The 19706-nt window shown below is 69.5% G+C and carries 20 protein-coding genes; 7 read left to right on the top strand and 13 right to left on the bottom strand.

What is annotated here, in order from left to right; all coding sequences use genetic code 11:
- The first annotated feature begins 6 nt into the window (after window positions 1-6).
- Window positions 7-858 carry an SGNH/GDSL hydrolase family protein gene (locus tag PU630_RS06840; protein WP_275279609.1) on the top strand — a complete coding sequence of 284 codons (852 nt, stop codon included), beginning with the start codon at window positions 7-9 and terminating at the stop codon, window positions 856-858.
- Here the strand turns inward: PU630_RS06840 and PU630_RS06835 are convergent.
- The gene (locus PU630_RS06835; RefSeq protein ID WP_275279608.1) at window positions 855-1658 is read right to left on the bottom strand and encodes a TrmH family RNA methyltransferase; all 804 of its coding nucleotides are present in this window, start codon (window positions 1656-1658) and stop codon (window positions 855-857) included. The two genes, PU630_RS06840 and PU630_RS06835, sit on opposite strands and share 4 nt — an antisense overlap.
- A gap of 45 nt (window positions 1659-1703) precedes the next feature.
- Here PU630_RS06835 and PU630_RS06830 point away from each other — a divergent pair, with 45 nt between their 5' ends.
- Both PU630_RS06830 and PU630_RS06825 read left to right on the top strand, forming a co-directional pair.
- A complete protein-coding gene (locus PU630_RS06830; RefSeq protein ID WP_275279607.1) occupies window positions 1704-2510 on the top strand; it encodes an NAD-dependent protein deacetylase in 807 nt (268 codons plus the stop codon).
- The gene (locus PU630_RS06825) at window positions 2507-3106 is read left to right on the top strand and encodes a histidine phosphatase family protein (protein ID WP_275279606.1); all 600 of its coding nucleotides are present in this window, start codon (window positions 2507-2509) and stop codon (window positions 3104-3106) included. The genes PU630_RS06830 and PU630_RS06825 overlap by 4 nt, the downstream gene beginning before the upstream one ends.
- 55 nt (window positions 3107-3161) lie before the next feature.
- Here PU630_RS06825 and PU630_RS06820 read toward each other — a convergent pair whose 3' ends face one another.
- Genes PU630_RS06820 through PU630_RS06800 form a run of 5 tightly spaced genes read right to left on the bottom strand, consistent with a single transcriptional unit; the run spans window position 3162 to window position 9096 of the window.
- A complete protein-coding gene (locus PU630_RS06820; RefSeq protein ID WP_275279605.1) occupies window positions 3162-3965 on the bottom strand; it encodes an HpcH/HpaI aldolase/citrate lyase family protein in 804 nt (267 codons plus the stop codon).
- Window positions 3962-4438, bottom strand: a complete 477-nt coding sequence (locus PU630_RS06815) for a MaoC family dehydratase (RefSeq protein WP_275279603.1) — start codon at window positions 4436-4438, stop codon at window positions 3962-3964. Before PU630_RS06815 ends, PU630_RS06820 begins: the two co-directional genes overlap by 4 nt.
- Before the next feature lie 19 nt (window positions 4439-4457).
- A complete protein-coding gene (locus PU630_RS06810) occupies window positions 4458-5618 on the bottom strand; it encodes an acyl-CoA dehydrogenase family protein (RefSeq protein WP_275279602.1) in 1161 nt (386 codons plus the stop codon).
- Window positions 5619-5626: 8 nt separating this feature from the next.
- The gene (locus PU630_RS06805) at window positions 5627-7525 is read right to left on the bottom strand and encodes an ATP-binding protein (protein WP_275280042.1); all 1899 of its coding nucleotides are present in this window, start codon (window positions 7523-7525) and stop codon (window positions 5627-5629) included.
- Window positions 7526-7533: 8 nt separating this feature from the next.
- A complete protein-coding gene (locus PU630_RS06800) occupies window positions 7534-9096 on the bottom strand; it encodes a carboxyl transferase domain-containing protein (protein WP_275279601.1) in 1563 nt (520 codons plus the stop codon).
- Window positions 9097-9157: 61 nt separating this feature from the next.
- Between PU630_RS06800 and PU630_RS06795 the strand changes: the two genes are divergently transcribed.
- On the top strand, window positions 9158-9748 hold the full coding sequence (locus tag PU630_RS06795) for an SACE_7040 family transcriptional regulator (RefSeq protein WP_275279600.1): 591 nt from the start codon (window positions 9158-9160) through the stop codon (window positions 9746-9748).
- A gap of 484 nt (window positions 9749-10232) precedes the next feature.
- Here the strand turns inward: PU630_RS06795 and PU630_RS06790 are convergent, their stop codons facing one another.
- From PU630_RS06790 to pdhA, 3 genes are read right to left on the bottom strand one after another with little or no spacing between them, the layout of a single operon-like run.
- Window positions 10233-11606: a dihydrolipoamide acetyltransferase family protein gene (locus tag PU630_RS06790; RefSeq protein ID WP_275279599.1), complete on the bottom strand. Its 1374-nt coding sequence runs from the start codon at window positions 11604-11606 to the stop codon at window positions 10233-10235.
- Entirely contained in the window at window positions 11606-12616 is a 1011-nt protein-coding gene (locus PU630_RS06785) for an alpha-ketoacid dehydrogenase subunit beta (protein ID WP_275279598.1), read from the bottom strand. The genes PU630_RS06790 and PU630_RS06785 overlap by 1 nt, the downstream gene beginning before the upstream one ends.
- Entirely contained in the window at window positions 12613-13740 is a 1128-nt protein-coding gene (gene pdhA / locus PU630_RS06780; protein ID WP_275279596.1) for a pyruvate dehydrogenase (acetyl-transferring) E1 component subunit alpha, read from the bottom strand. The genes PU630_RS06785 and pdhA overlap by 4 nt, the downstream gene beginning before the upstream one ends.
- Before the next feature lie 164 nt (window positions 13741-13904).
- On the opposite strand from pdhA, the gene PU630_RS06775 reads away from it, so the two are divergent.
- Window positions 13905-14378, top strand: coding sequence for an Lrp/AsnC family transcriptional regulator (locus PU630_RS06775; RefSeq protein WP_275279595.1), 474 nt, complete (start codon window positions 13905-13907; stop codon window positions 14376-14378).
- Here PU630_RS06775 and PU630_RS06770 read toward each other — a convergent pair.
- Window positions 14350-15237: an alpha/beta fold hydrolase gene (locus PU630_RS06770; RefSeq protein ID WP_275279594.1), complete on the bottom strand. Its 888-nt coding sequence runs from the start codon at window positions 15235-15237 to the stop codon at window positions 14350-14352. The genes PU630_RS06775 and PU630_RS06770 overlap by 29 nt on opposite strands.
- A 65-nt stretch (window positions 15238-15302) precedes the next feature.
- Here PU630_RS06770 and PU630_RS06765 point away from each other — a divergent pair, with 65 nt between their 5' ends.
- Window positions 15303-16022, top strand: coding sequence for an exonuclease domain-containing protein (locus PU630_RS06765; RefSeq protein WP_275279593.1), 720 nt, complete (start codon window positions 15303-15305; stop codon window positions 16020-16022).
- A gap of 61 nt (window positions 16023-16083) precedes the next feature.
- Here PU630_RS06765 and PU630_RS06760 read toward each other — a convergent pair whose 3' ends face one another.
- The 3 genes from PU630_RS06760 to glgA all read right to left on the bottom strand — a co-directional run bounded on the left by PU630_RS06760 (window position 16084) and on the right by glgA (window position 18420).
- Window positions 16084-16338, bottom strand: coding sequence for a type B 50S ribosomal protein L31 (locus PU630_RS06760; protein ID WP_275279592.1), 255 nt, complete (start codon window positions 16336-16338; stop codon window positions 16084-16086).
- A 62-nt stretch (window positions 16339-16400) separates the two neighbouring features.
- The gene (locus PU630_RS06755) at window positions 16401-17204 is read right to left on the bottom strand and encodes an ABC transporter ATP-binding protein (RefSeq protein ID WP_275279591.1); all 804 of its coding nucleotides are present in this window, start codon (window positions 17202-17204) and stop codon (window positions 16401-16403) included.
- Window positions 17205-17214: 10 nt separating this feature from the next.
- Window positions 17215-18420, bottom strand: a complete 1206-nt coding sequence (glgA, locus tag PU630_RS06750) for a glycogen synthase (protein ID WP_275279590.1) — start codon at window positions 18418-18420, stop codon at window positions 17215-17217.
- Window positions 18421-18466: 46 nt separating this feature from the next.
- Between glgA and glgC the strand changes: the two genes are divergently transcribed.
- Window positions 18467-19705 carry a glucose-1-phosphate adenylyltransferase gene (gene glgC, locus PU630_RS06745; RefSeq protein WP_275279588.1) on the top strand — a complete coding sequence of 413 codons (1239 nt, stop codon included), beginning with the start codon at window positions 18467-18469 and terminating at the stop codon, window positions 19703-19705.
- Window position 19706: the final 1 nt, after the last annotated feature.

Genomic DNA, 19706 nt, shown 5'->3' with positions numbered 1-19706 from the left:
ATCACGATGTCTGAGGATCACCGCAGCCCGTTCGTCGAGAACGCCGAGCCGCACCCCTGGCGACGCTTCGTCGCCCTCGGCGACTCGTTCACCGAGGGCGTGGGCGACCCCTCCGATGAGCCGGGAGTCTTCCGCGGCTGGGCCGATCGGGTCGCCGAGGTGCTCTCCAGCCAGGTCGACGACTTCGCCTATGCGAACCTCGCCGTGCGGGGCAAGCTCATCCGTCAGGTGATCGCCGATCAGATCGAGCCGGCCCTGGCGCTCAAACCCGACCTGGTCACGCTCTGCGCGGGCGGCAACGACGTGATCCGCCCCGGCACCGACCCCGACGAGATCGCGACTCTGTTCCGCGATGCGGTCGCACGCCTGTCGAGCACCGGCGCGACGCTCGTGGTCTTCACCGGCATCGACACCGAGTTCACCCCGGTGTTCCGCGCGATCCGCGGCAAGGTGGCGATCTACAACGAGAACGTGCGCGCGGTCGCTGACGAGTACGACTGCATAGTGGCCGATCAGTGGGCGCTGAAGACCGTGCAGGACCCGCGGTTCTTCACCGACGACCGGCTGCACTACAACGCGCTCGGGCACCACGAGATAGCGCGCATGGTGCTGCGCGCCCTGAACGTGCCCAATGACCTCACCCCGATGGAGCCCGACCCGCTGCCGCCGCGCACCTGGCGCGCAGCGCGCAGCGAAGACCTCGTCTGGGCACGCACGCACCTGATGCCGTGGGTGCTGCGACGCCTGCGCCACCAGTCGTCGGGTGACAACGTCACCGCGAAGCGCCCAGAACCGCTGCCGGTCACGACGCTGGCGCCGGGGAAGGATGCCGCGGCCCGCCGCGGCGAGAAGGCCTAGACCCGCAGCGCCCACATCGCCACGGCGGCGGCCGCAGCCACGTTCAGCGAGTCCACTCCCCCGGCCATCGGGATCGTGACGATGGTGTCTGCCGCGGCGAGCGCCTTGCGTCCGAGGCCGTCCCCCTCGGCACCGAGCATGAGGGCCACCCGCTCGGGCGGATCGGCGGCGAAGTCGTCGAGTGAGACGGCGTCGTCGGCGAGCGCGAGCGCCGCCAGATGCAAGCCCTCGGCGCGCAACGCGTCGCCCGCCTGTGGCCACTCGGGCAGCCGTGTCCACGGCACCTGGAAGACCGTGCCCATGCTCACACGCACGCTGCGCCGGTACAGGGGGTCGGCGCAGCGCGCACCCACGAGCACGGCGTCGGCGCCCAGGCCCGCGGCACCCCGGAACATCGCCCCGACGTTCGTGTGATCCACGATCTCATCGAGCACAAGCACACGACGTGCGCCGGTCAGCACCTCCGCGATCGAGGGCAGCTCGGGGCGATGCATGGCGGCCAGCAGCCCGCGGTGCACGGCGTACCCGGTGAGCTTCTCGGCCACCTCCGCCGGTACGACGTACACCGGCACATCGCCGCGCTCGCCCAGCAGCATAAGCGCGTCGTCGAGCCACTTCTCCTGCACGAGCAGCGAGCGCGGCTGGTGCCCCGCTTCCAGCGCCCGCGCGAGCACCTTGGCCGACTCCGCCATGTACAGGCCACCTGCCGGTTCCAGCATGCGCCGCAGCCTCACGTCGGTGAGATCGCGGTAATCCGCGAGTCGTGGTTCGAGGGGGTCGTCGATGCGGATCACGCTCACCCCTCCAGCATGCCCGCACCGCGGCCGAACGCGTAACCTGGGCAGGTGCTCGAAGACGCCGTCGCCGCTCTGACCGGGCGGCGCATCGCCGTTCTCACCGGCGCCGGTGTCTCCACCGACTCGGGAATCCCCGACTATCGCGGCGAGCACGCTCCGGTGCGGCAGCCCATGACCGTGCAGCAGTTCTTGGCGACGGATGCCGCGCGCCGACGCTACTGGATCGGCAGCCACCTCGGGTGGAAGCGGTTCGCCGCCGCACGTCCCAATGCCGGCCACCAGGCCCTCGCCGATCTCGAGCACCGCGGCGTCGTGAACGGTGTCATGACCCAGAACGTCGATGGACTCCACCTTCAGGCGGGGTCCGAGCGCGTCGTCGAGCTGCACGGCACGCTCCGTCGGGTGCTCTGTCTGCACTGCGGCCAGGTGTTCGATCGCCGCGACCTGGCGGTACGCATCGAGGCCGACAACCCGTGGCTGGTCACGAACGAAGACGCTGTGCTGCTGCCGGACGGCGATGTGCGCCCCGACTCCGTCGACGGATTCATCGTGCCGGCGTGCAGTGTGTGTGGAGGGATGCTGAAACCCGAAGTCGTCTTCTTCGGCGAGACGATTCCCCTCGGGCAGTTCGCCGGTGCCGAGCAGCTGCTGACCGCCGCCGATGCGCTGCTCGTGGCGGGATCGTCGCTGGTGGTCAACTCGGGGATGCGGTTCATCCAGCGCGCACAGCGCCGCGGCATCCCGATCGTGATCGTCAATCGCGGGCAGACACGTGCCGATGCGCGGGCGACGGTGAAGCTCGACGCCGGAACGAGCGAGGTGCTCACAGGTCTCGCCGATAGGCTTGAGCCGTGACGACTCTGACCCTCATCCGCCACGGCGAGACGGATTGGAATCGCGTCGGCCGCATCCAGGGCACGAGCGACATCGCGCTGAACGAGACCGGCCGTCAGCAGGCACGCGACACCGCGGCGATCCTACTCGACCGCATGGATCCGTCCCTGCCGGTCGCCGTCGCGGCCAGCGACCTGTCGCGCGCCCGCGAGACGGCCGAGATCATCGCCGACGAGCTCGGGCTGCCCACGCCGCACCTCTACCCCGAACTGCGCGAGCGCGCGTACGGCGAGGCAGAGGGGATGACCGGCGACGACATCGAGGCACGCTGGGGCACCCGCCATGCATCCGACGTGCCCGGCGCCGAGCCGTGGCCGCTCGTGCGCAAGCGCGCGGTGCGCGGCGTGCGCAAGGTAGCCCGCGATGTCCGTGCACTGACCGCGCCGGGCGGCGCGTCGGTCATCGTCGTCTCGCATGGCGCGCTCATCCGCGAGCTCGTGCGCCACATCAGCCACGGCGACCTGCCTGACCCCGCCACCCGGCTGCCCAACGGCGGCGGCTACACGATCCTCATCGAGCGCGAGCGCCTGCGCCTCGTCGACGCCGTCGCGCACTGAGCTGGCGTTTCGACTCAGCGTCCTGCGGGCGCTTCGCTCAACGACCGGCTGACGCTCACGCCCGCGCGAGCACCGAGCGCGCGTGCGCGAGCACAGGCTCGTCGACCATGCGTCCCTCGAACGAGAACACACCGCGTTGCCCGGCGGCCGCGGCCAGCACCGCCCGGGCCCAGGCCACGGTCTTCACGTCCGGGCGGTACGCGGCCCGCACGAGCTCGACCTGCGAAGGATGGATGCAGGCGGTGGCCGCGAAGCCGGAGGCCGCGGCATCCATCGCCTCCCGTGACTGCCCCTTGGCATCGGCGATGTCCAGATGCACGGCGTCGATCGCGGCTTTGCCACGAGCGCCCGCGGCCAGCAGCACGCGGGATCGCGCCTGACGCGCGACGTCCCGGTAGCGCCCGTTCGTCTTGCGGCTGGATATGCCACCCAGCGACGCGACGAGGTCTTCGGCGCCCCACATCAACGCCGTGACGTTCTCGAGCGAGGCGATCTTCTCGGCGTTGACCACCCCGCGCGCTGTCTCGCACAGCGCGATCAGCCGGAAGCGCGGGTCGAATCGGCCGAGTGTCTTCGCCGACTCACTCTTGGCGACCATCACGGTGCGGTAGTCGGTCTGCGACAGAGTGGACAGATCGGATGCCGCATGCTCGGAGTCGAGCGGATTGATACGCACGATGGTGCACGCCGGGTCCAGGTCGCTCTCGATGAGGTTGCCGCGCGCGGTGGGCTTGTCGGCTGCGGCGACAGCGTCTTCGAGGTCGAGGATGACCGCGTCGGCCCGTGCGGCAGCCTTGGCGAACCGCTCGGGCCGGTCGGCAGGGCAGAACAGCAGGGCGGGCCCCATCTGAAAGCTCATGCATCCTCCTTCGGCAGACACCACATCAGCGCGATGCGCGTGACGGTGGCGACGACCTCGTCGTCTTGGTTGCGGCCGGTGTGCGTCATCGTCACGAGGCCCTGCCCGGGGCGCGAGGTCGAGAGCCGCTTGGAAACTATCTCGGTGTCGCCGTAGAGCGTGTCGCCGGCGAAGACGGGGCGCAGAAACGAGATGTCCGACAGGCCGAGCTGGGCGACCAGGGTGCCCTGCGTGATCTGGGCCACCGACATCCCCACCAGCGTTGACAGCGTCCACATCGAGTTCATGAGCGGCTTGCCGAACGGCTGCGTGGCCGAGTATGCCGCGTCGAGGTGCAACGCCTGCGTGTTCATCGTCAGCGCCGAGAACAGCATGTTGTCGGCCTCGGTGACGGTACGCCCGGGCCGGTGGAGATACCGCGCGCCCACCTCGCACTCCTCGTAGTACAGCCCGCGCTGGACGATCTCGGTCATGCCGTTCACGCTAGCCCCTTCACACCAGGCCCAGCGCCCGAGCGATCACGAGCAGCTGCACCTCGGTGGTGCCCTCGCCGACCTCGAGGATCTTCGAGTCCCGGTAATGGCGCGCCACGGGGTACTCGTTCATGAACCCGTTGCCGCCGAACACCTGGGTGGCGTCGCGGGCGTTGTCCATGGCGGCATCCCCCGCCACAAGCTTGGCGATGGCGGCCTCGGTCTTGAACGGCTTGCCGGCGTCGCGCAGGCGTGCCGCGTGGTGCCAGGCGAGCCGCGCCGTGTGCACCCGGGCCTGCATGCGCGCGATCTTGAACTGCATCGTCTGCTTGGTGGCCAGCGGCTGCCCGAAGACCGTCCGCGAGTGCGCGTAGTCGACGGCGGCGTCCACACACCCTTCGGCGGCGCCCGTCGCGAGAGCGGCGATCGCGATACGCCCCTCGTCGAGGATGTGCAGGAAGGCCGCGAACCCACGGCCCCGCTCGCCGAGCAGATTCGCCTCGGGCACCCGGGCGTCGGCGAAGGTGAGCGGGTGCGTGTCAGACGCGTGCCAGCCCACCTTGTCGTAAGCCGGCTCGACGGTGAACCCCGGTGTGCCGTTCGGAACGATGATCGTCGAGATCTCCTTGCGGCCGTCCTTCTCCCCGGTTACCGCGGTCACGGTGACGAAGCGGGTGATGTCGGTGCCCGAGTTGGTGATGAACTGCTTCGCACCGTTGATGACCCACTCGCCGCCCTCGAGTCGCGCGGTGGTGCGCGTGGCGCCGGCATCGGATCCGGCATCCGGTTCGGTCAGACCGAACCCCCCGAGCGCCCGGCCGGCGAGCAGATCCGGCAGCAGCTCGCGCTTCTGCTCGTCGTTCCCGAAGCGGAAGATCGGCATCGCGCCCAGGCTCACCCCGGCTTCGAGCGTGATCGCCAGCGACTGGTCGACGCGGCCGATGGCCTCGATCGCCAGGCTCAGCGCGAAGTAGTCGCCGCCCTGCCCGCCGTACTCTTCGGGGAACGGCAGGCCGAACAGGCCCATCTCCCCCATCTGCGCGACGACGTCGAGCGGCAGGGTGTGGGTGCGGTTCGCCTCATAGGCGATCGGCGCGATGACCTCGTCGGCGAAGCCGCGCACGAGTCCGGCGAGCTCGCGCTCGTCGTCGCTGACGTCATAAGTGCTGTAGGTGTCCATGCTGTCTTTCACTCGCCTTCGGCAGGGTCGACGCGCGCGATGATCTGATCGCGACGCACCTGGTCGCCGCTCGCGACCAGGAGGGTGAGGATGCCGTCATGCGGCGCCGTCACCGGGTGTTCCATCTTCATCGCCTCGATGGAGACGATCTTCTCTCCCGCAGTCACGCGGGCGCCTTCTTCAGCGTGCACTGCGACCACGGCGCCGGGCATCGGCGCACGCAGCTCGGGGTCGGAGGCGCCCTCGGCGCGTTCCCGCTGTGCGAGGCGGTGCTCCATCGCCTGGCGTCGCGTGAGCGGCGTGAGGGCGCTGGTCACGCCGTCGGCGTGGACCCAGACGGTTCCCTCCGAGCCGACGGCGGTCACCGGACCTTCGTCTCGCTGCGCTCGCGGGGCGACCGACACCGTCCCGTCGCTCGTTTCGAACCACACCCGCCCCGGCACCGGCGCGGCGCTTGCACGCCACCCCGTTCCCGCCAGCCACAGCGGCGTCGCGTGTCCGCGCTCCTCCGCGAGCGGCACCGCAGCAGCCGCAGCGGCGAGCGCTGCCTCGTTCGGTGCCGGGTCTTCGAACGGCGGCATCCGGTCGATGAGCCCGGTGTCCATGTCGCCGGCCTGCACGACGGGATCAGTCAGCAGCGTGCGCAGAAAGTCGATGTTGCTCTCCACACCGAACAGCACGGTGCCGGCGAGCGCGGCATCCAACCGCTCGAGCGCCTGCGCACGGTCGGCACCGTGGGCTATGACCTTCGCGATCATCGGGTCGTAGTCGGCGGTGACCACGCTGCCGGTCTCGACAGCGGCATCCGTCCGCACTCCCTCGGCCGGCTGCCACAACAGCACATCGCCGGTCGCCGGCAAGAAGCCGCGCGCGGGGCTCTCGGCATACACCCGCGCCTCGATCGCGTGCCCGTCGAATGTCACATCAGCGATGTCGAGCGCCTCGCCCGCGGCGATGCGCAGCTGCTGCTCGACGAGATCGACGCCGGTCACCAGCTCGGTCACCGGGTGCTCGACCTGGAGGCGCGTGTTCATCTCCATGAAGAAGAACTCGTCGGGCCGGTCCGCCGACACGATGAACTCCACGGTTCCGGCGCCCGTGTAGGCGACGGATGCCGCGGCCGCACAGGCCGCTTCGCCCAGCCGTGCCCGGGTGCCGGCGTCGATCAGCGGCGACGGAGCCTCTTCGATGACCTTCTGGTGGCGGCGCTGAAGCGTGCATTCGCGTTCACCAAGGTGGATGACGGTGCCGCGTGTGTCGCCGAGCACCTGCACCTCGATGTGCCGCGGACGCTGGATGAGACGCTCGAACAGCAGCGTGTCGTCGCCGAAGGCGGCCGTGGCCACGCGGCGGGCGGTGGCCACGGCATCCCGGACCTCATCGGGACCATGCACCTCCTGCATGCCCTTGCCGCCGCCGCCGGCCGACGGCTTGATCAGCAGCGGAAAGCCGGCGGCCTTCGCGGCATCCACGATCTCGTCGTCGGTCATGCCGGCGGCGCTGAAGCCGGGCACGATGGGCACACCGGAGGCGGCGACATGGTCGCGAGCGCGGATCTTGTCGGCCATGACCTCGAGCGCCTGGGCACCCGGCCCGATGAAGACGATGCCGGCCTCGGCGCAGGCGCGGCCGAGCGCCGGATTCTCGGAGAGGAAGCCGTACCCGGGGTGGATCGCCTGCGCGCCGCTCGCCTGCGCTGCACCGATGACCGCGTCGATGTCGAGATACGAGTGGGATGCCGCAGCCGGCCCGATCCGCACGGCATCATCGGCCTCGGCCACATGCGGCGCCGACGCGTCGGCGTCGCTGTAGACGGCGACCGACCGGATGCCGAGCAGGCGCAGCGTGCGAATGACGCGGCGGGCGATCTCGCCGCGGTTGGCCACCAGAACGGTGTCGAAGTACATGGTGCTGCTCACATCCGGAAGACGCCGAAGCGCGGTTCGGGCAGGGGCGTGCGCGCAACGACATCGAGCGCGAGCCCCAGCAGGTCACGGGTGTCGGCGGGGTCGACGATGCCGTCGTCCCACAGCCGCGCGGTCGCGTAGTACGGGCTGCCCTGCTCTTCGTACTGCGCGCGGATCGGCGCCTCGAACGCCGCCTGCTCGTCGGCCTGCCACTGGTCGCCGCGCGCCTCGAGCTGATCGCGCTTGACGGTGGAGAGCACGGATGCGGCCTGGGCGCCGCCCATCACCGAGATGCGGCTGGCGGGCCACGTCCACAAGAAGCGGGGCGAATATGCCCGCCCGCACATCGAGTAGTTGCCGGCGCCGAACGAGCCGCCGATCACGACCGTGAGCTTGGGCACCCGCGTCGTCGCGACGGCCGTGACCATCTTGGCCCCGTCCTTCGCGATGCCGCCGGCTTCGGCATCCCGCCCCACCATGAAGCCGGAGATGTTCTGCAGGAACAGCAGCGGGATGCCGCGCTGATCGGACAGCTCGATGAAGTGGGCGCCCTTCAGCGCCGACTCGCTGAACAGCACGCCGTTGTTGGCGACGATGCCCACGGGGTGCCCGTGGATGTGCGCGAAGCCGGTCACCAGGGTCGTGCCGTATTCCTTCTTGAACTCGTGCAGCGCGCCGCCGTCGACGAGGCGGCTGATCACCTCGCGCACGTCGTACGGCTGATTCACGTCGACGGGCACGACGTCGTAGAGCTCGTCGGCGGTGCCCTTCGCCGGGACGGTCTCGGAGACCAGCCACGCCGGCTCGGCGGGCGGCGGCAGGGTTGCGACGATGTCTCGCACGATCTCGAGCGCGTGCTCGTCGTCGTCGGCGAGGTGGTCGACGACTCCCGAGTGGCGGGCGTGCAGCTCTCCCCCGCCGAGCTCTTCGGCGGTGACGACCTCGCCGATCGCGGCCTTCACGAGCGGCGGCCCGCCCAGGAAGATCGTGCCCTGGTTGCGGACGATCACCGTCTCGTCACTCATCGCGGGCACGTACGCACCGCCGGCCGTGCACGAACCGAGCACTGCCGCGATCTGCGGGATGCGCTCGGCCGACAGCCGCGCCTGATTGAAGAAGATGCGCCCGAAGTGGTCGCGGTCGGGAAAGACCTCGTCCTGCATCGGCAGGAACGCGCCCCCCGAGTCGACGAGGTAGACGCAGGGCAGCCGGTTCTCGAGGGCCATCTCCTGCGCGCGCAGATGCTTCTTGACGGTCATCGGATAGTACGTGCCGCCCTTGACGGTGGCGTCGTTGCACACCACCATGACGTGTCGGCCGTGCACGAGCCCGATGCCGGCGATGACGCCCGCCGCCGGAGCCTGCCCGTCGTACAGGCCGTCGGCAGCGAGCGGAGCGACCTCGAGGAATGGGCTGCCTTCGTCGAGCAGGCGCCGCACGCGATCGCGCGGCAGCAGCTTGCCGCGCGTGACGTGGCGGTCGCGGGATGCCGCGGACCCGCCTTCGGCCGCGACGGCGACGCGCTCGCGCAGTTCGGCGGCGAGGTCACGCTGGGTGGCGGGTTCGGTCATGTCTGCTCCGACGGTGTTAGTCTTCATTAACTGAACTCGATGTTAGCGAGGATTAACTCAGATGGCAATCACGCAGCGCGAACGCGCGAAGTCCGACCGCCGGTCGGCGCTGCTGCGCGAGGCGTCACGGCTGTTCGCCGAGCGCGGCTTCGCGTCGGTGACGCTCGAAGACATCGGCGCCGCATGCGGCGTGAGCGGCCCCGCGGTCTACCGACACTTCGCGAGCAAGCAGGCGCTGCTGGGCGCGATCCTCGTGGAGGTGAGCGTGCGACTGCGCGACGGTGGAGTGGGAGTGGTGGATGCCGCGCCCGACCCCGCGAGCGCGCTTGATGACCTCATCCGGTTCCATGTGGCGTTCGCCCTCGATGACGCCGACGTCATCCGCGTGCAGGACCGCGACCTCGCTTCGCTCGCCGAGACCGACCGGCATCGGGTGCGACGACTGCAGCGCGAATACGTCGAGGTGTGGGTGGGGGTGCTGCGCGGCATCCACCCCTCCCGCTCCGATGCCGATCTGCGCGTGCGCGCGCATGCCGTGTTCGGGCTCATCAACTCGACGCCGCACAGCGTGCGCGGGCTGCGCGCCGCCCCCGGCGAGAGCCAGGTGCGGGCGACACTCGAGCAGCTCGCGGGTGCTGCTCTGCGGGCGTGAGGCCCCGAGGCGGCGGCGCGCTACCGCCACACAGACTTCGGAGAAGACGACGCACGTCGGACGATTCCCGCAGAATCACCCGACGTACGTGCGATCATCCGGAGTCTGTGAGAGCGACCCGCTCCCCTCAGCGCACGAACGATCGGCATCGGTCCCCGAGTCGGCGGACGCCGCTCCGAACCCGCTGCCACATGTGATCGGCAGCGCGGTCGGACGCCATGATGACGTCGCCCCAGACGGCGTGCCCTGCGGCTCGGCGGCGGGCACCGCACACGCCGAGAGCGAGCATGCCGAAACCGCGAGCGCGGTACCGACCACCGCGCGCAGCATCCTCGTCGACATGGCTCACCCCGCTGGGCTCGACCCTACGCCCGCGTCCCACGCGAGATCACGCCTGTGCACGCTCCGCCGGCGGAACGGCGTGCACAGGCATGCTCTCGCGGAGAAGCGCGGACGCGCCGTCCAGGCGCAACCCGCGTACCCCTCACCGCAGAAGCATCGCCCTCCCGGGCTGCTCGAGCACGCTCGCGACGTCGACCAGGAACCGCGACCCCTCGGCACCGTCGACGATCCGGTGGTCGAACGACAGGCTCAGCGTCATGACGTCGCGCAGCGCGATCTCGCCCTGGTGCTCCCAGGGCCGCTTGGCCACGGTGCCGAGCCCCAAGATGCCGGCCTCCCCCGGGTTGAGGATCGGCGTGCCGGCTTCGACGCCGAAGACGCCGAAGTTCGTGATCGAGAACGTGCCCCCGGTCATGGCCGCCGGTGGCGTCTTGCCCGACCGCGCGGTGGCCGCGAGCTCACCGATCGCGTCGGCCAGCTCGACGAGCGTCATGGCGTCTGCATCGGGGACCACCGGCACGATGAGCCCCCGCTCGGTCGCCGCCGCCACACCGAGGTTGACGTAGTGGTGCTCGACGATCTCGCCGGCCGCGTCATCCCACTTCGCATTGAGACTCGGGTTGCGGCCGAGCGCCAGACACACGGCCTTGGCCGCGACCGCCATCACGCCGATGCGGTGGCCCTCCAGCGATCGATCGGCCCTCAGCGATGCGACGAGCTCCATCGTCGCGGTCACGTCGACGGTCTGGAAGGTCGTCACATGCGGCGCCGTGAACGCGCTGCGCACCATGGCCTCGGCCGTCGCCTTGCGCACCCCGCGAATCGGCCGGCGGGTGACACGCTCGTCGCTCGTCGGCGCGGGAGTGGTGGATGCCGCGGCCGCCGCCTGCGCGTCCGCCATGCCGGTGTGGCCGGCGTACGCCTCGACATCGCCCCGCGTGATCAGGCCGTTCTCGCCGGTCGCCTCCACGAGCGCGAGGTCGATCCCCAAGTCCTTGGCGAGCTTGCGCACCGGCGGGGTGGAGCGGGGCCGCTCGACCGGTTGCTCTATGGGCTGCTCGACGATCGCATCGTGCGGCGCAGCCTCGAGCACCGCGGTGTCGGCCGATGCCGAAGCACCCGCGCGCGCAGCACGCGCACGCCGCTGCGGCCGCGCGCTCTTGCGCGGAGCGGCCCCGTACCCCACGAGGTTCGGCGTGGCCTTCTCCTCTTCGGGCTCGGCCTCAGCCTCCCCCTTGCCGGCCTCTGCGGGGGCGGCGGGAGCAGCATCCACCGTCTCCCCCTCCAGTGCGAAGGTCACGATGACGTCGCCGACGTCGATCGTGTCGCCGGCGGCGTGATGCAGCCTCTGCACTGTGCCGGCATAGGGCGAGGGCAGCTCGACGACGGCCTTGGCCGTCTCCACCTCGGCGATGTTCTGGTTCAGGCTGACGGTGTCGCCCTCGGCGACGAGCCATTGCACGAGCTCGGCCTCGGGAAGCCCCTCGCCGAGGTCGGGAAGTCGGAAGTCCTGCATTACAGTTCCACCTCCGACATGCTGTTCGGCCGGTCGAGCACCCGGTCGACCGCATCGAGGATCCGGTCCAGGTCGGGCACGTGGTGCTTCTCGAGCTTCGCGGGCGGATACGGGATGTCCCATCCGGTCACTCGAACCGGCGGCGTCTCCAAGTGGTAGAAGCAGCGTTCGGTGACGCTCGCGATGATCTCCGCGCCCAGCCCCGCCTCGCGCGCGGCCTCATGGGTCACGACGACGCGGCCCGTCTTGCGCACCGAGGCGGTGACCGTCTTGTAGTCGATCGGCGAGAGCGAGCGCAGATCGATGACCTCGATGTCGATGCCCTCATCTTCGGCGGCGGTCGCGGCATCCATCGCCGTCGCCACCTGCGCACCGTACGTGATGAGCGTCAGATCCTTGCCCGGCCGGGCGATGCGCGCCAGTCCCATCGGCGCCGCGTCGGCGAGATCCCGGTCGAGATCGACCTCGCCCTTGGTGTGGTACAGCCGCTTGGGCTCGAAGAACACCACGGGGTCATCGCACGCTATCGCCTGGCGCAGAACGGTGTAGGCGTCCTGCGGGTTCGATACCGCCACGACGCGCAGACCGGAGGTGTGCACGAAGTACGCTTCGGGTGACTCGGAATGGTGCTCGGCTGCTCCCACGCCGCCGGCCCACGGGATGCGAATCGTGATCGGCATCCGCACGGTGCCCTGCGAGCGGTAGTGCAGCTTGGCGACGTTCGAGACGATCTGGTCGAACGCCGGGTACACGAATCCGTCGAACTGGATCTCGACGACCGGGCGATACCCGCGGTACGCGAGCCCGACGGCCGTGCCCATGATGCCCGACTCGGCCAACGGGGTGTCGACGATGCGCTGCGCGCCGAACTCTGCCTGCAGACCGTCGGTGATGCGGAACACGCCGCCGAGGCGACCGATGTCTTCGCCCATGACGAGCACCTTGTCGTCATCGGCCATCGCACGGCGCAGCCCCTCGTTGAGGGCCTTCGCCATCGTGAGCTGCGTCATCGCCCGGCCTCCTCGGCGAAGCCGTCGACGTAGGCGGCGAACCAGGTCTTCTCCTCATCGAGGCCGGCGTGCGGCTCGGCGTAGACGTCGTCCAGGATGCTGAGGGCCGGGGCCGTCGTCATCGCCAGGCACGTGCTGCGCACCGCGGCGCCGAGCTCGTCGGCATCGTGCTGCATCTGCGCGGCGACCTCGTCGTCGAACTCTCCGATCGCGCGCAGGTACGCCTCGACGCGCGTCAACGGATCGCGGCGCTTCCAGGCCTCGACCTCGTCCTTCTCCCGATAACGCGTGGGGTCGTCGCTGGTGGTGTGCGGGCCCATCCGGTAGGTGACCGCTTCGATGAACGCCGGCCCTTTGCCGCTGCGGGCGTGGTCGACAGCCCACCGCATAGCGGCCGTCACGGCCAGGATGTCGTTGCCGTCGACGCGCATGCTCGGGATGCCGAAGGCCGGCGCGCGTCCGGCGATCGGAGCCTTCGCCTGCACCCCGACCGGCTCGCTGATCGCGTACTGGTTGTTCGTGCACACGAACACGACGGGCGCTTCGTACGACGCCGCGAACACCATGGCCTCACTGACGTCGCCCTGGCTGGTCGCGCCGTCGCCGAACCAGGTGGCGACGACCTGGTCGACGCCGTCGCGCTGAATGCCCATCGCGTAGCCGACAGCGTGCAGCGTCTGCGCGCCGATGATGATCTGCTGTACGGCGGTGCCCAGCTCGTTCGGGTCGTAGCTGGAGTGCGCCTCACCGCGCCACGCGCGAAGGAATCCCTCGGGCTGCGCACCGCGAGCGTAGACCACACCGGTCTCGCGGTAGCTGGGGAAGGCGAAGTCGGAGGGCTGCAGCACGCGGGCCGTGCCGATCTGGGTGGCCTCCTGCCCGTTGCAGGGCGCCCAGAGGCCCACTTGTCCCTGCCGCTGCAGGGCCATGCCCTCGGCGTCGATGCGACGCAGCAAGAACATATCGCGGTAGAGGCCGCGCAGAGCTTGTGCGTCGAGGTCGGCGATCCACGAGTCCAGATCACGGTCGGCGACGCGTTCACCGTCGGCGGTCAGCAACCGGGCGACGTCGTCGACGTCGGTCTTGAGGTCGGCTGTGGGGTTCAGGGTGTGCACCATCGTCATCCCTCCTTCTCGCGGGTCCCTCGTGAGGCGCACCGCGTGATGAGCCGGCATCTTCGCCGGATATCGTGAGGCTACGTCGATCTCGCACCTAGCTCAAGCATCCGCACAGCGGCTGAGCATGTTGCACAGAAACATGGTTGGGCACCGTGCTAGTCTTTCGCACTATGGCCCAACTGGACAGCGTTGACCTTGAGCTTCTGGCGACCCTCTCGCGCGAACCGCGCGCGACCGTCGTCGCGCTGGCCGATGCTCTGGGGCTCAGCCGCAACACCGTCCAGGCCCGCATGGCGCGGCTCGAGCGCTCCGGCGTCTTCCTCTCCTTCGAGCGCTCACTGTCGCCGAGCGCGATGGGCTTTCCCATCGAGGCCTTCATCTCCGTGACCGTGCGTCAGGCCGAGCTGCCGCAGATAACGGCCGAGCTGCACCGCGTTCCCGAGGTGCTGCAGGCGCACGGCCTGTCCGGCGAAGTCGATCTGCTCGTGCGCGTCGCGTGCCGTGACACCCAGCACCTGTTCGACACCGACGCCCGCATCCTCGCGATCGAGGGCGTCGAACGCACCGAGACCTCGTTGGTGATGGGCGAGGTCATCGACTACCGTGTGCGCCCGCTCATGGGGTTGGCGCGAGAAACCGCCTGATCGCTTCGGCCGCCGCCTGCGGCGTCTCGTAGTGGATGAGGTGCCCGACCTCGGGGATCTCGACGAGTTCCGCCTCGGCGAACAGGGTCGCCAGCTCCCGTTCCTTCTCGATCGGCGTGATGTCGTCGCGCTGCGCGGCGATCAGCAGCGTCGGCTGCCTGATGCGGGCGGCCGACTCGCGCACGTCGTGCGACACGCTCGTCACGAACGCGTCGTGCAGCACGTCGCGGTCGGCGAACCGCGAGAAGTAGGTGTCGTGCTGGTCGTGCACGAAGCGTCGGAGCGCGGCATCCTTCGTCTTCACCATCGCCAGGCTCATCACGCGCACGATGAGACGGTTGCGCAGCAGTGCCTCCCCCAGCCCCGCCGGCAGCTTCGCACCCGCCCAGTAGTAGAACACCGCGAGGCGGGTGAACACGCCGCGTGGCCCTGACAGTGCGGGCGCGCCGATCGGGTTCACGAGGACGAGCCGGGGCGTGGGAAGGCCGCGCGCCACCCCGGCCGACGCGACGATCGATCCGAAGCTGTGTCCGAGCACCACGGCGCCGGGCGCGACCGCCGCGGCGAAGGCCGTCAGCCAGTCGACGTACGCGTCCAGATCGTGCGTACGCCCCGGCAGCGGCGCGCTTTCGCCGAAGCCGGGCAGATCGGGCGAGAGGAACCGCACGTCGGGCAGCTGTGCCACGATCGGCTCGAGCCCGTGATGCTCGCCGCGGAAGCCGTGCACCGCGAGGATCGTGGTCGCGGCGTCCTCCGGTCCGTACTCCCAGTAGGCGGTCGTTCCACCCAGGACCTCGGCCTCGCGGCGCCGCACGGGGATCGCCGCGAGCTGTCGGGCGTAGGGACTGGATGCACTCACCCTGGAAGTCTACGGACCCGGCATGCCGGCTCCGGATGTCGGAGGCGTGGCATACCGTGGGCGGCATGGACGAACTGCCCCTCTTCATCGCACCGGAATGGTCGACGCGGGTGGGGGTGTTCGACCTCGAGACGACGGGCATCGACGTCACACAGGATCGCGTCGTCACCGCGCACGTCGGACTGCTCGACGGTCAGGGGCTCGTGCTCGACGCACACGACTGGATCGCGGATCCCGGTGTGGAGATTCCGGATGCCGCGGCCGCCGTCCACGGCGTGACGACGGCACGCGCACGTGCCGAGGGGCGAGCGGCCGCCGCGGTCGTGGCCGAGGTGACGGCGGCGCTGCGCGCGCTGTTCGAGGCCGGCATCCCGATCGTCGCGTACAACGCCCCGTTCGACTTCTCACTGCTCGCCCACGAGGCGGCGCGTCACGGCGTCGAGCCGATCGCAACACCGTCTCCAGTGATCGACCCGCTCGTCATCGACAAGGCGTGCGATCGCTACCGCCGCGGTAAGCGCACCCTCACCGCGGTCGCTGCCCACTACGCGGTGATGCTCGGCGACGACGCACACGAGGCCTGCGCCGATGCGGTGGCCGCCGGCCGCGTGGCGCTCGCGCTCGCGCAACGCTTTCCCGATGCTCTGCCGGCCACGGCCGCAGAACTGCACACCCAGCAGATCGGGTGGGCGCGCGATCAGGCCGAGAGTCTCACAGCGTACTTTGTGCGCATCGGGCGCATCGATCCCGCCGAGAAGCTCGACGGCAGCTGGCCGATCCGCTGACACGTGCCTCCCGGGCATGCGAAAGGCCCCGCCGAGGCGGGGCCTTTGCGAACGGCTGAGCCTACTTGGCGCCGCCGAAGCCCTTGAAGCGCTGGTTGAACTTCTCGACGCGGCCGGCCGAGTCGAGGATGCGCTGCTTGCCCGTGTAGAACGGGTGCGACGCCGAAGAGATCTCGACGTCGATGACCGGGTACTCGGCACCGTCGAGCTCGATGGTCTTGTCGCTCGTCGCGGTGGAGCGGGTCAGGAAGGTCTCGCCCGAACCGAGGTCGCGGAAAACGACGGCGTGGTAGTCGGGGTGGATGTCAGTCTTCATTGGGTTTCCTTGCGAGTACGGAAGGGAAATCTACGGCGCCGGAGCACCAAGGATCGATTCTATCAGTTGTCGGAGGCATCCGCCGACGCGGCCCGTGCGGCGTACCGTCCATCGGTGGCGGTGAGGGTGATCGGCATGCCGAAGGTCGCGCTGAGATTCTCCGCGGTCAGGACGCTCGCCAGCGGCCCCGCGGCCACCACCGAGCCTTCGCGCAACAGCAGCACGTGCGTGAAACCGACGGGGATCTCCTCGACGTGGTGGGTGACCATGACCATCGCGGGCGTCGTCGGTGCCTGCGCATAGCCGCCGAGCAGTTGCAGCAGCTCTTCGCGGGCGCCCAGATCGAGACTCGCGCTCGGCTCGTCGAGCAGCAGCAGTTCGGGGTCGGTCATCACCGCGCGGGCGATCTGCACCCGCTTCTGCTCCCCCTCCGAGAGGGTGCCGAAGGTCCGGTCGGCGAGATGATCGAGCTTCCACTCCGCCAGTACCCGCAGCGCGCGGCGCTCGTCGATGTCCTCGTAGGTCTCGTTCCAGCGCCCGACCACCGAGTATGCGGCCGTCATGACGACGTCGAGCACTGTCTCCTCCGGCGGCACGCGGCGCGCCATCGCCGTCGACGCGAAACCGATGCGCGGACGCAGCTCGAACACGTCGGTGTGACCGAGACGCTCATCGAGGATCGTCACGCCGCCGCTCGTGGGGTGCAGCAGTGTCGAGGCGAGCTGCAGCAGTGTGGTCTTGCCTGCGCCGTTGGCACCGAGAATGACCCAGCGCTGATCATCGGTGACCGACCAGTCGACATGATCGACGATGTCCCGGGCGTTTCGGCGGACGACGACGTCGGAGAACTCGAGGACCTGAGGCATGCCTTCAAGCCTACTTGTCACCGGCGAGCAACTCCGCGTACAGCGCCGCGGTCTGCTCGGCGATCGTCGCCCAGCTGAAGTCACGCGCAGCGCGTTCACGGCCGGCCTGCCCGTACCGTTCTGCGGCCTCCGGATCGGTGGCCACCTCGGTGAGCGTCGCGGCGAGATCGGCGACGAACCGCTCCGGGTCGTGCGGCGTGCCGGTGCCATCGTCGGCCTGGTCGATGGGCACGAGCCGCCCGGTCACGCCGTCGACGACCACCTCGGGGATGCCGCCGGTCGCCGTGGCCACGACGGCCGCTCCGCACGCCATGGCCTCGAGGTTCACGATGCCCAGCGGCTCGTAGATCGACGGACAGACGAAGGCCGTCGCCTGTCCGAGAATCGTGCACAGCTCGTGGCGCGGCAGAAACTCCTCGATCCAGACGACGCCCTCGCGGGTGGACTGCAACCCGCGGACGAGCCCCTGTACCTCTTCCATGATCTGCGGAGTGTCGGGGGCGCCCGCGCACAGCACGAGCTGCACGTCGGAGGGCAGGCGCTCTGCGGCGCGCAGGAAATAGGGCAGCCCCTTCTGCCGGGTGATCCGCCCGACGAACACCACCGACGGACGCGAAGGATCGATGCCGTGCTTGGCAAGCACCGCGGGATCGTCGACGGGATGCCACTCCTGCACGTCGATGCCGTTGTAGATGACACGCACCTTGCCGGGGTCGAGCTCGGGATAGCTGCGCAGGATGTCAGAGCGCATTCCGTCCGAGACGGCGACGATGGCCGCGGCCGACGCGTATGCGGAGCGCTCGATGAAGCTCGAGACCGCGTAGCCGCCGCCCAGCTGCTCGGCCTTCCACGGGCGCAACGGCTCGAGGCTGTGCGCGGTGATCACGTGCGGGATGCCGTGCAGGAGGGATGCCACGTGCCCGGCGAAGTTCGCGTACCAGGTGTGCGAGTGCACGACATCGGCTCCGGCCACGTCCGACACGATGGCCAGGTCCGTGCCGAGGGTCTGGATCGCGGGGTTCGCGCCGGCCAACTCCGCGGGCACCGCGTAGGAGCTCGTGCCGGACTCGTCGCGCTCGGCGCCGAACGCTCTGACCCTCACATCGAGAGCGGCTGAAGCATCCTGTCTCATCGCCTTCACGAGCTCGGCGACGTGTACTCCGGCGCCTCCGTAGATCTCCGGCGGGTATTCCTTCGTCACGATGTCGACGCGCATGTCAGGAACGCTAGTACAGGGCCGCGGTTGGGCCTAGTGTGGTGCCATGCCAGCCGCACCAAAGGTCTTCGGAATCATCCTCGCCGGCGGTGAGGGCAAGCGACTGATGCCGCTGACAGCGGACCGGGCGAAGCCGGCCGTCCCGTTCGGCGGGCAGTATCGGCTCATCGACTTCGCGATCTCGAACCTCATCAATTCGGGCCTGCGACAGATCGTCGTGCTGACGCAGTACAAGTCGCACAGCCTCGACCGGCACGTCTCGCAGACCTGGCGCATGTCGGCGCTGCTCGACTCATACGTGGCGACGGTGCCGGCCCAGCAACGACTGGGCAAGCGGTGGTTCACGGGTTCGGCCGACGCGATCCTGCAGAGCTTGAACCTCCTCAACGACGAGCAGCCCGACATCGTCATCGTCATCGGGGCGGACCACGTGTACCGCATGGACTTCCGTCAGATGCTCGACGCGCACATCGCCTCGGGCGCGCGTGCGACCGTCGCCGGCATCCGTCAGCCCATCTCGCTGGCGGACCAGTTCGGCGTCATCGACGCCGACGAGAACGGGCGCATCCAGCAGTTCCTCGAGAAGCCGCAGAACCCGGAGGGCCTCCCCGACGCTCCGCACGAGGTGCTGGCGTCGATGGGAAACTACATCTTCGACGCCGATGCCCTCATCGAAGCGGTCACTGACGACGGCGAAGACGCCACGAGCAATCACGACATGGGCGGCGACATCGTGCCCTACTTCGTCGAGCGGGGCGAGGCCGGCGTCTACGACATGAAGCACAACGACGTGCCCGGGTCGAACGACCGCGACCGCGCATACTGGCGCGACGTGGGGACGATCGACTCGTTCTTCGACGCGCACATGGACCTCATCTCCACGCTGCCGGTCTTCAACCTCTACAACATGGCGTGGCCGATCCACTCGCAGACCGTGAACTCGCCGCCGGCGAAGTTCGTGCGCGACTCGGTGGGCCGCATCGGCAACGCGATCGACTCCATCGTCTCGCTGGGGTCGGTGCTGTCGGGCACGCACCTCGAGCGCAGCGTCATCGGCCCGTGGAACCTGGCCGCCGGCGGATCGACGATCACCGATTCGGTCGTCTTCGATCACGTGCAAGTCGGTCAGGGCGCGCGCGTGCACCGGGCGATCCTCGACAAGAACGTCGTGCTCGCCGACCGCGCGACCGTGGGAGTGGATCGCGAGCGTGACCTCGAACGTGGCTTCACCGTGACCGATTCGGGCATCACTGTGGTGGGCAAGGGCGTGCGCATCGAGGCGTGAC

The organism is Microbacterium horticulturae (assembly GCF_029094505.1).
Lineage (GTDB): Bacteria > Actinomycetota > Actinomycetes > Actinomycetales > Microbacteriaceae > Microbacterium > Microbacterium horticulturae.
Note: the sequence above shows the minus strand (reverse complement) of the source record. Positions and strands in the feature narration are given on the sequence as shown.